Consider the following 13,728-nt stretch of genomic DNA (forward strand, 5'->3'; position numbering starts at 1 on the left):
GGAGTACGGGGCGGTTTCTTTATGTGGCCTCTCCCTCGAGCAGCTTCCTGAACGTCAGAGTGTGCCTCAGCCGGTCAAGGCACGCATCCCGCGCGGCATCCTCACGTAGGGAGGGATCCAGCTCCAGCGCGCGGCGTAGATAACGCAGGGCCCGGTCGGTCTCCCCTCGCAGGGCGAAGAGACAGGAGAGGTTATAGTAAGGCCACGGGTAGGAGGGGTCCACCTCCAGCGCGCGGCGGAAGGACTCCTCGGCCTCCTCCATCCTCCCCAGCTCCATGAGGGCTGCCCCCTTGTTGCTCAGGGCGTACTTGTTCTCCGGGTTGATGGCCAGGCATTTGTCGATGTACTCCAGCTCCTTTTCCACCTCACCCAGGCAACCCAAGGCGTAGCCCTTCTCCAGGTAGGCGCTGTCGTTTTCCGGGTCCAGCCTAATGACGCGGTCGAAGTAGGCGGCCGCTCTATGGTAATCCCCCCGGTCCAGGTAAATGGAGCCCAGGCTGAGCAAGGCCTCCACATTGTCCGGGTCGAGCATGAGGATCTCGCCGTAGGTCCCCACAGCCCTCTCGTCATCCAGCATCTCCTCGTAGACCGCGGCGAGCTCGAATAGCACGTCGATGAGCTTCTCCCGCTCGCCTTTGTAGAGGCTCACCGCCTTTTCCAGGCACTCCACCGCCTCTTCGAATTCACCCCTCCCCGCCAGGAGCCGAGCCCGGTTGTAGTAGGGATAGCCGAAGTTGGGATCGAGCTCCAAAGCTCTCTCGTACGCCTGCAGCGCCCGCTCCTCGTCGCCCAGTTCGTGGTAGGCGATGCCCAGCTCGTTGAGCAGGTCCGGGTTGTCCGGGTCGCGCTGCAGGGCCTCCAGGTAGTAAGTGACTGCGCGGGCGTAATCCCCCTTCTCCATCATCACCAGGGCCAGCCCGTCGTAGGAGCGTGGGTCGTCGGGATCCAGTTCGCCCACGCGCCGGAAGCGCAGCGCGGCTTCTTCCAGCTCTCCCTTCTCATAGAGGGCCAGGCCCAGTTGATACTGGCCCTCTATGTCCTCCGGGTAATCGTCCAGGAAGCGGCGGAAACGTTCGATGGCCTCATCGATCCTGCTCTCCGCGAGCAGGCGTTCCCCCTGTTCGAGCAACCGGTATCCCTCGCTCAATATCCCTCATCCTCCTCCGGCGGTAGGGAATACTACTAGGCCCCCACCATTTACGGAATTCTCTATATCTCTCGAAAGGCCTTCAAGGCCCACCGGGCTCATCCGCGCCAAGCCCCGCGACGAGTCGACAAGTCCTCTCTTCGTCGGAACACCTCCTGTACCATAGTGTATACGAAAAATCGGTCGCAGCGAACAAGCAGCAAACCCTTTCTCGACCTTTCTCGCCCAACATCCCCTCTCCTTCCGCGGCGCGCCCGTTCTCCCGACGCCGCTCCTCGCCGCCCGGGCGGGACGCGCTGTCTTTCCTCCCATCGCCTCAGGTACGCATTGTGTATGCCGCGAAAACGGGAGGAAAGGCCGGCGGCATATATGCCGCGGTCACGGGGGCGCTTCCGGGACGCGGCCCGGGAGACCCTGACCAGCCCGGAGACGGGGATGATGCGCACCCCCCTCTCCTCCAGCCGGTCCAGGATGAGGTTCATGCCCGGAGATGGAGGGGGAGGACCGACGCCTCAGCGAGGGGCACGGGGGCGCTTCCGGGACGCGGCCCGGGAGACCCTGACCAGCCCGGAGACGGGGATGATGCGCACCCCCCTCTCCTCCAGCCGGTCCAGGATGAGGTTCATGCCCAGGGAATCGGAGACTATGTGCCCGGCGATGATCACGTTTATCTTCTGCTTCTCCGCCTCCTCGCGGTGTTTCTCCGAGTAATGCATGGCCACTATGGTACCCACGCCGGCAGCGGCCAGCTTCTCCAGGACCTCCTGGGGCCCTTCCGTACCCCCCGTCATGTCCACCATCACCTTGCCGGCGCGGTTCTCCTTCTTGCCTACTATGACCACCGGCCCCGCCTGGCTCTCCGCGGAGGCCTGGTATTCCGGTATCTCCAGGAGGATGTCCACCACATCGCCCACGGTGTGCGGCTTGCGCCGGGCGAAGAGCTCCCCAAGGTAGGAATGGACCTGGTTGTCGGCCACGGTGTGCATGCTCATGAAGGGGATGCCCAAAAGACGGGCGGCATCCAGGGCGCGCTCGTGGTTGCGAGGGAGAAAGGCGCGGTAGATCTCCTGCATGCGCTTGCCGATGAGGGCCTCGCCGATGTTGATGGGCACGCCGTGGCGGTACCACTCGTCGGCCTGCAGGGCCATCACCTTGTCCAGGTTCACCAGCCCCCTGCCCTCCGGGTGGTGGCTGATGATGAGGTCCACCGGCTCCCCCTTCTCCCGCAGGCGGTCGGCCAGAAGGACCTCGGGCACCTCCATGTCTATGCCCGCCAGGGCGCAGCGGACCTCCGTCTCCGGGTCCCCCACCAGGATGCGGGAGTCCGGGAAGGGGTTCTCCAGGCTCTCCAGGTCGAAGAACCTCTTCTCCTTCTCCGGCAGCTTTTCGTACTTCTCCCGGTTGGCGGCGAGTATCCTCTCGATCTCCTCCTTGCCGCGGGGGTCCTTCTCCACCCCCATCTTCACCGCCAGTTCGTGGATCTCCCTCAGCTTCAAGGCCAACCTCCTTGGTCGCGTTTCCCTTTACCGCTTACATGAACAACGTTCCCTGGTCCGCTTCCCTCTCCTCCTCCCGGGACAGCACACGCCGGATGCGCCCCACCAGGTCATCGATGTCCAGACCGCTCTCCTCTCGTATGCTCCTGCGGAGCATGGGCCCCACCCTCTCCATCTCGTGGAGTATCCTCTCCAGGAGCTCGAAGGCCATGGAGGCTTCCGCCTCCTCCCCGGATACGACCATGTCCCGGAGGATGGTCTCCTCGGTGCGCGAGGCTATGACCGGCTCCGGCCGACCCTCCACGTAGACATAGGTGCGGCGGGCAGGGCCGCGCTCTTCCTCTATGGGTTCCAGCCCCACGATCTTGTCCGCACGGTAATACTTGCCGTATCCCAGCGGTACGATGGCGTTTTTCCTTACCTCCATCTCCACCCCTTCCTCCCCGTACACGCTCGTCTCCAGATCTCCGGCGGTCACCGGCCCTACCCGGCCGGAAGCGGCCTAATCCTTCGAGATGATGGAGCTTGGGCATGGGCCATGAACCCCGCTTTCCCCGAACTCGGCTCATCCGCTCGCCTCTCTCCGCCTCTCTCGCCCCGCCCACAGCCATCTTAAAAGCTCCTCCGGCTCCATGGCGTTGAGTACGTGTTCCGGGCCCAGCCACCCCCTGCGGGCGGTTGCCACCCCGTAGAACATGAAGGAGAGGTGCTCCCTGCGGTGGGCGTCGGTGCCCAAGGCTATCATCACCCCCCAGGAGCGCGCTTCCATGAGGTTCTCGTCGTTGAGGTCCAGCCGGTCGGGGAAGGCGTTCAGCTCCAGCGCCGTGCCCGTCTCCGCAGCGACCTCCATCACCTTCCGTAGGTCCACCTCGTATGGAGGACGCTGCCCGATGAGCCTCCCCGTGGGGTGGGCGACGATCTTCACGTGAGGGTTGCGTATGGCCTCCAGGATGCGCCTGGTCATCTGCTCCTTCGGCTGGCGGAAACCACCGTGCACGGCGGCGATGACCACGTCGAGGCGAGAGAGGACCTCGGGGTCGTAATCCACCTCCCCCTTGTTGCCCACGTTGAGCTCCGTCCCCGCGAGGAGCAGGACGGGGGAGTCCTTCCTGGAGTTCAGCTTCTCGATCTCCTCCACCTGCCGAAGCAGCCTCTCCCGGTCCAGCCCGTTGGCCACCTTCAGGTTCTGGGCGTGGTCGGTGATGGCCAGGTAACGATATCCCAGAGCCTCCGCCGCCGCACGCATCTCCAGAAGGTCGGTGATCCCGTCGCTGGCGTTGGTATGCACGTGGAGGTCGCCTCGTATGTCCTCCATGGACACCAAGGTGGGAAGGCGGTGCTCCAGGGCGGCCTCCACCTCCCCTCGGTTCTCCCGCAATTCCGGCGGCGGGCAGTCCATGCCCAGCACGGCGTAGACCTCCTCCTCGTCGGCACCCGCCAGGCGCCGGTTGTCCTTCACCCGGAACACGCCGTACTCGCTCACCTTCTTCCCGGCCTTCTTGGCGATCTCCCGCACCCTCACATTGTGCGGTTTGGATCCCGTGAAATACTGCAGGGCCGCCCCGTATTCCTCGGGAGCCACCACCCTGAGGTCCACCTGCAGGCCGTCGGTGGTGAGGACGGAGCTCTTGGTGTCCCCGTGGAGCAGCACTCTCTCCACCAGAGGCAGGCTGCAGAAAGCCTCCATGACCTTCCCCGGTTCCCTGGAAGCGACTAGGATGTCGATGTCCCCTATGGTCTCCTTCATGCGCCGCAGGCTCCCCGCCGGGCTCATGGCGAGACCGGGCATCCTCTCCCCTAGAAGGCCGATTATCTCTTCCTGGATACGGTGAGCCCGGTGAACGGGAAGCCTACCTGTGGTGGTCTGGAGGTGGCGTATGCCCTCCAGGATGTTCTGCTCCGCTTTGGGCCCCAGGCCGTGAAGTTCGGCCAGCTTGTGGGCCTCCGCCGCCTCCTTGAGCTCCTCTATGGTGCGCACCCCCAGCTCATCGTAGACCAGCTTGGCCCTCCTGGGGCCCAGGTTGGGGACCTGAAGGAGGGAGATGAGCTCCACGGGTATCTCCTCCTTGAGCTCCTCCAGCTTGGAGATGGTGCCCGTGCGCTTGAACTCCAGGATCTTTTTGGCGATGCCCTCCCCTATGCCCTTGTACTTGCGGAGTTCCTTGACGTCCTCGGCCTGCAGGATCTCTTCGCCCACCTCCCTGACCACTTCGGCCGCCCGGTGGTAGGCGTTGACCTTGAAGCGCACCTCTCCCTTGATGTCCGAGAGCTCCGCCAGCTCCTCGAGGGCCCGAGTCAGTTCCTCTACCTCTCCCATGGAAACCACCCCTTCGCCATGGGTAGGGGGCCGGAAGCGTATCCGTCTCCCCCGGCTCCCAGGGACTCTTTCCCCTTTCAGCGCTGAAGGCGCAGGCTCTCCGTTTCCAGCCAGCCTCGCGCCTCCCTCAAGGCCTCCTCCACCCTGCCCGGTGCGGTACCACCCGGCAGGTCACGCGCCCTCACGCATTCCTGGAGGGAAAGGCACCGGTATACGTCCTCCTCGAAGGAGGGGTCGATGGCCCGGAGGTCGTCCAGTGAAAGGCTTTCCAGTGGGATGCCTCCCCGCTCCAGGCACAACCTTACCGCTTTCCCGGCCTTCTCGTGGGCCATCAGGAAGGGTATCCCCTTGGCCACCAGGTAATCGGCGAGGTCCGTGGCGTTGAGGTATCCCTCCAGGGCCGCCTCCTCCATCCTCTCCCGGTCGAACTCCGCCGTCCGCAGCGCCGCCGCGGTTATCTCCAGCATGGAGCGCAGCTGCTCGGCGGCGTCGAAGACCCCCTCCTTGTCCTCCTGGAGGTCCCGGTTGTAGGTCAGGGGCTGTCCTTTGAGCATCACCAGGAGGGAGACCAGGTGCCCCACCATCCTTCCCGTCTTTCCCCGGATAAGCTCCGCCAGGTCCGGGTTGGCCTTCTGAGGCATGAGGGATGAACCGGTGGTATAGGCCTCATCGAGGCGCAGGAAAGCGAAGCGGGGATTCATCCACAGGACGATCTCCTCCGCCAGGCGGCTGAGGTGCACGGAGGTCAAAGCCGCGGCGTAAAGGAAGTCGGCCGCGAAGTCGCGGTCGGAGACCGCATCCATGGAATTGGAGGTTATGCCGCCGAACCCCAGCTCCTCGGCCAGCAACCAGCGGTCCAGGGGATAACCGACGCCGGCCAGCGCCCCGCTTCCCAGCGGGCACTTGTCCATGCGCGACCGCGCCTGGGCGAACCGCTCCACGTCCCGCCTGAACATCTCGAAATAGGCCAGGAGGTGATGGGAGAGCAGAACGGGCTGAGCCGGCTGGAGGTGGGTGAATCCGGGCATTATCACTCCCAGGTTCTCCTCCGCCAGCTCCACGAGGACCTGCATCAGCCCCACGAGGAGGTGGAGGATCTCTGTCGTCTCCTCCATGAGGTAGAGGCGCAGGTCGGCCGCCACCTGGTCGTTGCGGCTGCGGGCGGTGCGCAGCTTGGCCCCTACCTCTCCCAGCCGCTCCACGAGGACCCTCTCCACGGCGGAATGGACGTCCTCGTCATCGGCGAAGGGAAAGGTGTCCTCTTCCACCTCCCTTCCCATGTCCTCGAGGGCGGAGAGCACGCGCTCGCACTCCTCCGGGCTGAGGACCCCACATTCACGCAGCGCGAGGGCATGCGCCTTGGTGACCCGCAGGTCCTGTCGCGCCAGGCGGCGGTCGAAGCGGAGGGAGGAGGTGAACTCATGGACTATGTGCTCCGTCTCTTTGCCAAAGCGCCCTCCCCAGAGTTTCATTCCTCTCCAGCCCCTTTCCCACCCTCAAGGCCGGCCCTTCCCTGCTTTCTCCCCCATACCCGTAGAGGGAGGCCCCAGAGCTCCACGAATCCCCGGCTGGAAGCGTGATCGAAGAGGTCCGCGCGGTCGTAGGTGGCCAGCGAATACTCATACAGGGAATAGGGGGACTCGCGGCCCACCACCGTGCACGTCCCGCGGTACAGCTTTACCCGCACCTCTCCGGTGACCGCCCTCTGGGTCTCCTCGACGGCCGCGCACAGGGCCGACCGCAGAGGGTCGTGCCACAACCCGTAATAGATGAGCTCCGCGAGCTTGGATTCAAGCAAGGGTTTGAAGTGCTGCGTCTCCCGAGTGAGGGTCAGTGCCTCCAGGGCCCGGTGGGCTTCGATGAGGATGGTGGCCGCTGGCGCCTCGTAGACCTCCCGCGATTTTATCCCCACCAGGCGGTTCTCGATCATGTCTATCCTCCCCACCCCGTGGGAGCCACCCACCCGGTTCAGCTCCAGGATGAGGTCCACCAGCCCCATCTCCTCCCCCTGCAGGGAGACCGGCCTCCCCTCCTGGAAGCCGATGGTCAGGTAGGCCGGCTCGTCGGGGGCCTCCTCGGGGGACACCGTCCACTGGTAGGCGTCCTCCGGCGGCTCCACGCCGGGATCCTCCAGGACACCCGCCTCACAGCTGCGGCCCCAGAGGTTTTCGTCCACCGAATAGGGGGTCTCCTGGGTCACCGGGACCGGGATGCCGTGCCTCTGGGCGTATTCGATCTCCTCCTCTCGGGACATGTTCCACTCCCGCAGGGGAGCGATGATGCGCAGATCCGGCCCCAGGGCCATGAAGGTGAGGTCGAAACGCACCTGGTCGTTCCCCTTTCCCGTGCATCCGTGGGCCACCGCCTTGGCACCCCGCCGTCTCGCCTCCTCCACCAGTGCGGAGGCGATGAGGGGACGGGCCAGCGAGGTGGCCAGGGGATACCTGCCCTCGTAGAGGGCATTGGCTTTCAGGGCCGGGAGCACATAGCGCTCGGCGAAGACCTCCTTGAGGTCCAGCGTGACCGCATCCATCGCGCCCAGGCTCAGGGCCTTCTCCCGCAGGGCCTCCAGGTCCCCTGGCTGCCCCAGGTCGGCGGCCAAAGCCACCACCTCCAGGTCGTAGTTTTCCTGCAGCCAGCGGATGGCCACCGAGGTGTCCAGCCCACCCGAATACGCCAGGATCACCGTATCCTTCATAAGCGCTTCCTTTCCGACTGTCGCCCTTACGAACGCCAGACGGGCCTTCCGGCCCTTCCCCAGGGGGCTGGCTTCAATACACCTTGATTCCCGACCTCCGCCCCCTATTTACCGCAAAGAAAATCATATCACCACGCCGATCCCTGAGGATCAGGTCAGCCCCGCCTTTTCCTTCCATTCCCGCGCCAGGCCGTGGGCGCGAAAGCCCTCTCTCACCACCACAAGGATGGTGTCGTCCCCGGCCACCGTCCCCGCCACCCCCTCATGACCCGCCCGGTCCAGGATCACCGCCAGGGCATGTGCGTTCCCGGCCGGGGTACGCACCACCACCAGGTTTCCACTGGCCTCCAGGGACAAGGCATAGGTGCGTAGACCTCTTTCCAGCTCCTCCTCTCCTCCCCGCAGCCCCTCCTCCTCGGGAAGGGTGTAATGCCCTCCGGAGAGACGGATGACCCCCATCTCCCGCAGGTCCCTGGACACGGTGGACTGATCCACCTTCACACCGCACTCGGAGAGCATCTCCACCAGCTCCCTCTGGCTGGAGGGCCGGCGGAGGCGGATCAACTCCCGGATGAGGTCCCTCCTCCTACCTCGGTCCAAACCCTCAAACCTCCTCCCCCATCAGGAGACATAGCAAGGCGGCTTGAGCGTGCATGCGGTTCTCGGCCTGGTCCCATACCAGGGAACATGGCCCATCCAGAACCTCGTCGGTGATCTCCTGGCCGCGGTGAGCGGGCAGGCAGTGCATGACCACGGCATCCGGGTCGGCGAGTTCGAGAAGCTCCCGGTTGAGTTGATAGGGGCGCAGGTCCCTATGACGGCGGGCCTCATCGCCCTGGCCCATGGAGACCCAGACGTCGGTGTAGAGGACGTGGGCGCCGGAGACCGCCTCCCGGGGGTCCTGGACCACGCGCACCGCCCCTTCGCCGGCCAGGGAACGCGCCTTGCCCAGGATGGCCTCGTCCGGTTCGTATCCGGGAGGAGAGGCGGCGGTGAAGGTCATGCCCGCCAGCGCGCATCCCAGGGCTAGGGAATTGGCCACGTTGTTCCCGTCTCCCAGGTAGGTAAGCTTAATCCCGGAGAACCCCCCGAACCTCTCGCGGATGGTGAACAGGTCGGCCAGCACCTGACAGGGATGCTCCAGGTCGGTGAGAGCGTTGATCACCGGCACCTCCGCCGCCTCGGCCAGTTCCTCCACCTCCCTGTGGGCGAAGGTGCGCAGGGTTATGGCGTGGACATAGCGCGAGAGCACGCGCCCGGTGTCGGAAATCGTCTCTCCCCTCCCCAACTGCATCTCCGTAGCGTTCATGTTGATGGGGTGCCCTCCCAGATGACGCACCGCGGCCTCGAAGGAGACCCTGGTGCGGGTGGAGGGTTTCTGGAAGATGAGGGCCACCAGCTTGCCCTGCAGACTGGGCCTGACTCTGCCCTCCCGCAGGGCGCGCTTGAACTCCGCGGCGCGGTCGAGGAGTGCCACGAGCTCCCCGGCCTCCAGGTCTGCCATGCTCAGGAAATCGCGACCCTTCAGGCTCATTCCCCCACCTTCCCTTCTCCGTACCCACCGCGCAGAAGCTCGGCCAGCACCTCCACCAGTCCGTCCACCTCCCGGGTGGAAACGTTGAGGGGGGGCAGGAAGCGCAGGATGCGCTGGCCTATGTTGTTCACCACGTACCCCCTCTTAAGGCATTCCCGGACCACGTTGCCCGCATCCAGGCTTTCCAGCTCCACAGCCAGCATGAGCCCCAGGCCCCGGACCTCCACGATGCCGGGGATCTCTTCCTGAAGGCGCAACAGCCTCTCCCGGAAATATCCTCCCACCCGCGCTGCGTTCTCCACCAGCTGTTCCTCCTGGAGAACGGTGAGCACCGCCAGGGCCGCGGCGCAGGCCACGGGATTCCCGCCGAAGGTACTCCCGTGATCGCCGGGCTGGAACCCCCTGGCCACCTCCTCGGTGGCCAGCACGGCGCCGAGGGGAAGCCCACCCGCCAGGCCCTTGGCCACGGTCATCACGTCGGGTAGGATGCCGTAATGTTGGTGCGCGAAGAGGGCTCCCGTCCTCCCCATGCCCGTCTGCACCTCATCCAGGATGAGCAGGGCGCCCCTCTCCTCGCACAGCTCCCTGGCCCTCTTCAGATAGGAGGGATCGGCCACGTATACCCCTCCCTCCCCCTGGATGGGCTCCAGGAGCACGGCGCAGGTGCTCTCGTCCACGGCCTCTCCCAATGCCTCCGCGTCGTTGAAGGGCACGTGCACGAAGCCCTCCGGAAGGGGGCGAAAGGGATGCGCCTTCTCCGGCTGCCCCGTAGCGGCAAGCGACCCGTAAGTCCTCCCATGGAAGGAACGCAGCGCGGAGACCACCTTGTAGCGATCCTCCCCCCGCACCTCCCTCATGTACTTGCGGGCCAACTTTATGGCCGCCTCGTTGGCCTCGGTCCCGCTGTTGCAGAAGAAGACCCGGTCGGCGAAGGTGCTGCGCACCAGCATCTCCGCCAGTTCCCCCTGGGGCCTGATATGGTAAAGATTGGAAACATGTATCAGCTGAGAGGACTGTCTGGCAACGGCGGCGATTATCTCCCCGTGGCAGTGCCCGGCTATGCAGGCTCCCAGCCCGGAAACGAAATCCACATATTCCCGCCCATCGTCGTCCCAGAGCCGCGTCCCGAAACCCCTCACGAAGAGCACGGGCAAGCGATTGTATGTGTGCATGAAATATAGCTCTTCCGCCTTCAGGGCCCTCTTGAGGTCGTATTCGGAATTCATCTGTCCTCCTGCCGTCCCGTCTCGCCACGTCAATCTGGGTCTCGCCATGCCGAATCCTTCTCCGTCAGGAGCGCACCATGGTGCCGATCCCGGCGTCGGTAAAGAGCTCCAGGAGAAGGGCGTGTTCCACGGTCCCGTTTATGATATGCGCTCGGCGCACGCCCGCCCGCACCGCCTCCACGCAGCTCTGCAGCTTGGGTATCATGCCGCTGCTCAGGTTGCCGCCGCGCACCAGCTCCTCGGCCTCCTCCAAGTCGAGTTCGGGGATCAGGCTGCTGCGGTCCTCGAGGTCCCGGTAGATCCCGTCCACGTCGGTAAGGTAGATGAGTTTGTCCGCCTTGAGGGCCGAGGCCAGGGCTCCCGCCACCAGGTCGGCGTTGATGTTGTAACTCTGGCCACTCTCATCCACCCCTATGCTGGCCACCACGGGGATGAACTCCTCGCGGATGAGGTTGTCCAGGATGCGCGGATTGATGGCCTTCACCTCCCCCACGAAACCCAGGTCCGTCTCGCCGCCCTTGCCCACGTGACGGCGCTTGACGGCCTGGATAAGGTTGCCGTCCTCGCCGGACAGGCCTACGGCCAGCGTCCCGTGCCCGTTGATGAGGGAGACGAGCTCTTTGTTCACCTTCCCGACGAGGACCATCTTGGCCACCTCCATGGCCGCGGCATCGGTCACCCGGTGGCCGTCCACGAATCGCACCTGCAACCCCAACCTCTCCATATAATGCGTGATCTGAGGCCCTCCGCCGTGGACGATGATGGGGTTTATGCCCACGTAGCGCATGAGCACAATGTCCGAGGCGAAGAGCTCCTTCAGGGCCTCGTTCTCCATGGCCTTGCCCCCGAACTTCACCACCACCGTTCGGCCGTAATATTCCTTTATGTAGGGAAGGGCCTCCGTGAGCACCTTGGCCTTGCGCTTCGCCGCCTCCATATCCCCTCCTCAGCTATCAGGTATGGTATTCCGCGTTGATGCGGACATACTCGTAACTCAAATCACAGGTCCAGACCACGGCTTCCCCCTCCCCCCTCCCCAGGCCGATCTCCAGGTCCACCCGGGGCGAGGCCATAACCTCCTGCAGCGCCGCTTTCTCCACCTCCACCGGCGCGCCCCCCCGAGCCACGGTTAGCCCGCCAAAGCGCACCTCCACTCCCGCGGGATCCAGTTGGGGAAGGGAAGCCCCCAGGGCCTGCACCACCCGCCCCCAGTTGGCGTCGCCTCCGAAAAAGGCCGTCTTGACCAGGGGGGAATCGGCCACGGCGCGAGCGGCCACTTCCGCCTCCGCGTCATCCGCGGCTCCCCGCACGCGGACGGTGATGAAGCGGGTGGCGCCCTCCCCATCCTCCACTATCATGCGTGCCAGGCGGGAGCATAAAGGATACAGGGCCTCTTCCATCTCCCAGCCGCCCACCCTCCGCCCGGAGAGGCCGCTGGCCATGACCACCACCATGTCGTTGGTGCTGGTGCAGCCGTCAACGGTGATGCGGTTGAAGGTCCGGTCCACCACCCGCCGCAGGGCGTGGTGGAGTTCCCCGGCCTCCACCTGGGCGTCGGTGGTGATGAAGGCCAACATGGTGGCCATACGTGGGCTGATCATGCCCGCTCCCTTGGCCATCCCGCCCACACGGAAACCCTCCGCCTCCAGGGCCCACTGCTTGGGGAAGGTGTCCGTGGTCATGATGGCCTCCGCCGCCCTGCTCGCCCCCTCCCGGCTTAAGGAGGAGGCCGCCCTGGAGATACCCTCCCTCAATTTCCCCATGTCCAGATAACACCCGATGACCCCGGTGGAGGCCACCGCCACCTGTTCCGCCGCTACCTCCAGTTCGCGGGCCGCCGCAACGGCCATCTCCCTGGCGTCCTCCAGGCCTCTATGCCCCGTCCACGCATTGGCGTTGCCGCTGTTGGCGACCACCGCCCGCAGGCTGCCCCCCCGCAAATGTTCCATGCTCACCAGGACTGGAGCGGCCCGAAAGGCATTGGTGGTGAAGACTCCGGCCGCCGAGCACTGGACCTCCGAATATATCAGGCACAGGTCCGGCCTGCCGCTTTCCTTAAGGCCGCAGGCCACCCCCGCCGCCTTGAAGCCCAGGGGCGCACATACTCCGCCCTCCATCTCCTCGAACACCATCCTCGCTTCCTCCTCGACGATCGCCTTAAGCGCCCGACTACGCTTTTAATCCGTGCCCTTCCGCGGCCGCACAATCAGGGGAAAACGCCCGGAGCCTCCAGGCCCAGGGACTCCTCCCATCCCATCATGATGTTCATGCACTGCACCGCCTGCCCGGAAGCCCCTTTGACCAGGTTGTCGATGGCCGAGGCCACCACCAGCACTCGCCTCTCCCGGTCAAGGTGCCATCCCAGGTGGCAGTAATTGCTCCCCGCCACACACTTGGTCTCCGGGAAACGCCCCTCCCCGAGGAGGACCACGAAAGGCGATCCGGCATAGAAGCCCTCATAGGCCTCGCTCACCTCACGAGAGGTCACCTCCTGCCCCAGGGGAAGGTAACAGGTGGCCAGGATGCCCCGGCTCATGGGGACCAGGTGGGGGACGAAGCTCACCCGGACCGGCCGGGAGGAGAGCTCGGAGAGCCGGCCCTCGATCTCCGGGGTGTGGCGGTGTGAGCCCACGCCGTAAGGCTTCACGCTCTCATCGGCCTGGGCGAAATGTGAGGTGAGGGAAAGCGTCCTCCCCGCGCCGGAGAGCCCCGATTTGGCGTCGATGATGCACCCGTCCAGGGGATAACCACGCATGGCCAGGGGTCCAAGGGCCAGCAGGGCGGCAGTCGGATAGCACCCGGGGACGGCAACCAGGCGGGCATCCCGGAGATCCGAGGCATAGAACTCCGGAAGGCCGTAAACCGCGCTCGGGAGGAGGTCCGGGGAACGGTGTTCCTTCCCGTACCAGCGGGCGTATTCCTGCGGATCGGCCAGGCGGTAATCCGCGGAGAGGTCCACCACCCTGGCTCCCCCCTCAAGCAAGGGTGGGACCACCTCCATGGCCTCCCCGTGAGGTAGGGCAACGAAGTGGAATTCCGCTTCCTGGAGGGCCTCCTCCGGCCGGAAAGCCTGGAACCTCATCTCCCGGTAGACCTGCAGGTGAGGGTAGAGCTCCTCAACCCTCTTTCCTGCATAGGTATGCGCAGTGATATAAGCCACCTCCACGCTGGGATGCTGGCAGAGAAGACGCATGAGTTCCGCGCCTGTATATCCTGAAGCGCCTATTATGCCTACTTTCATCCGAACACCTCTTGGACGGCAACGACACTGGGACAATAATATGCATTATTATGCATATGTTTGCATGCT

12 protein-coding genes are annotated in these 13,728 nt (G+C 65.0%); all 12 read right to left on the minus strand.

All coding sequences use genetic code 11. The annotated features are described in order from the left end of the window. Window positions 1-19: 19 nt before the first annotated feature. Entirely contained in the window at window positions 20-1,147 is a 1,128-nt protein-coding gene (locus H7007_RS05950) for a tetratricopeptide repeat protein (protein ID WP_287153863.1), read from the minus strand. A gap of 512 nt (window positions 1,148-1,659) precedes the next feature. Further along, window positions 1,660-2,643: a Nif3-like dinuclear metal center hexameric protein gene (locus H7007_RS05955; RefSeq protein ID WP_287153865.1), complete on the minus strand. Its 984-nt coding sequence runs from the start codon at window positions 2,641-2,643 to the stop codon at window positions 1,660-1,662. A 34-nt stretch (window positions 2,644-2,677) separates the two neighbouring features. Then, the gene (locus H7007_RS05960) at window positions 2,678-3,121 is read right to left on the minus strand and encodes a hypothetical protein (RefSeq protein WP_287153867.1); all 444 of its coding nucleotides are present in this window, start codon (window positions 3,119-3,121) and stop codon (window positions 2,678-2,680) included. 87 nt (window positions 3,122-3,208) lie between these two features. Further along, entirely contained in the window at window positions 3,209-4,960 is a 1,752-nt protein-coding gene (polX, locus tag H7007_RS05965; protein WP_287153868.1) for a DNA polymerase/3'-5' exonuclease PolX, read from the minus strand. A 77-nt stretch (window positions 4,961-5,037) separates the two neighbouring features. Further along, window positions 5,038-6,432, minus strand: coding sequence for an argininosuccinate lyase (gene argH, locus H7007_RS05970; RefSeq protein ID WP_287153871.1), 1,395 nt, complete (start codon window positions 6,430-6,432; stop codon window positions 5,038-5,040). After that, window positions 6,429-7,658, minus strand: a complete 1,230-nt coding sequence (locus H7007_RS05975) for an argininosuccinate synthase (RefSeq protein ID WP_287153872.1) — start codon at window positions 7,656-7,658, stop codon at window positions 6,429-6,431. The genes argH and H7007_RS05975 overlap by 4 nt, the downstream gene beginning before the upstream one ends. A gap of 150 nt (window positions 7,659-7,808) precedes the next feature. After that, complete coding sequence (locus tag H7007_RS05980; protein ID WP_287153874.1) at window positions 7,809-8,258, minus strand: arginine repressor; 450 nt, start codon at window positions 8,256-8,258, stop codon at window positions 7,809-7,811. Between the two features lie 4 nt (window positions 8,259-8,262). Beyond that, complete coding sequence (argF, locus tag H7007_RS05985) at window positions 8,263-9,192, minus strand: ornithine carbamoyltransferase (RefSeq protein ID WP_287153875.1); 930 nt, start codon at window positions 9,190-9,192, stop codon at window positions 8,263-8,265. Then, window positions 9,189-10,418, minus strand: a complete 1,230-nt coding sequence (locus H7007_RS05990; RefSeq protein WP_287153877.1) for an acetylornithine transaminase — start codon at window positions 10,416-10,418, stop codon at window positions 9,189-9,191. Before H7007_RS05990 ends, argF begins: the two co-directional genes overlap by 4 nt. Window positions 10,419-10,482: 64 nt before the next feature. Next, window positions 10,483-11,355, minus strand: coding sequence for an acetylglutamate kinase (gene argB, locus H7007_RS05995; RefSeq protein WP_287153879.1), 873 nt, complete (start codon window positions 11,353-11,355; stop codon window positions 10,483-10,485). A 16-nt stretch (window positions 11,356-11,371) separates the two neighbouring features. After that, window positions 11,372-12,550, minus strand: a complete 1,179-nt coding sequence (argJ, locus tag H7007_RS06000) for a bifunctional glutamate N-acetyltransferase/amino-acid acetyltransferase ArgJ (RefSeq protein WP_287153881.1) — start codon at window positions 12,548-12,550, stop codon at window positions 11,372-11,374. A 74-nt stretch (window positions 12,551-12,624) separates the two neighbouring features. Beyond that, window positions 12,625-13,659, minus strand: a complete 1,035-nt coding sequence (gene argC, locus H7007_RS06005) for an N-acetyl-gamma-glutamyl-phosphate reductase (RefSeq protein ID WP_287153883.1) — start codon at window positions 13,657-13,659, stop codon at window positions 12,625-12,627. Between the last annotated feature and the right edge of the window lie 69 nt (window positions 13,660-13,728).

It is taken from the genome of Candidatus Solincola tengchongensis, from assembly GCF_015711935.1.
Taxonomy (GTDB): domain Bacteria; phylum Actinomycetota; class Geothermincolia; order Geothermincolales; family RBG-13-55-18; genus Solincola_A; species Solincola_A tengchongensis.

Coding starts and splice junctions, on each gene's coding strand:
- H7007_RS05975 (WP_287153872.1), bottom strand. CDS start 7,658: ATGAAGGATACGGTGATCCTGGCGTATTCGGGTGGGCTGGACACCTCG.
- argF (WP_287153875.1), bottom strand. CDS start 9,192: ATGAGCCTGAAGGGTCGCGATTTCCTGAGCATGGCAGACCTGGAGGCC.
- polX (WP_287153868.1), bottom strand. CDS start 4,960: ATGGGAGAGGTAGAGGAACTGACTCGGGCCCTCGAGGAGCTGGCGGAG.
- H7007_RS05990 (WP_287153877.1), bottom strand. CDS start 10,418: ATGAATTCCGAATACGACCTCAAGAGGGCCCTGAAGGCGGAAGAGCTA.
- argJ (WP_287153881.1), bottom strand. CDS start 12,550: ATGGTGTTCGAGGAGATGGAGGGCGGAGTATGTGCGCCCCTGGGCTTC.
- argB (WP_287153879.1), bottom strand. CDS start 11,355: ATGGAGGCGGCGAAGCGCAAGGCCAAGGTGCTCACGGAGGCCCTTCCC.
- argH (WP_287153871.1), bottom strand. CDS start 6,432: ATGAAACTCTGGGGAGGGCGCTTTGGCAAAGAGACGGAGCACATAGTC.
- argC (WP_287153883.1), bottom strand. CDS start 13,659: ATGAAAGTAGGCATAATAGGCGCTTCAGGATATACAGGCGCGGAACTC.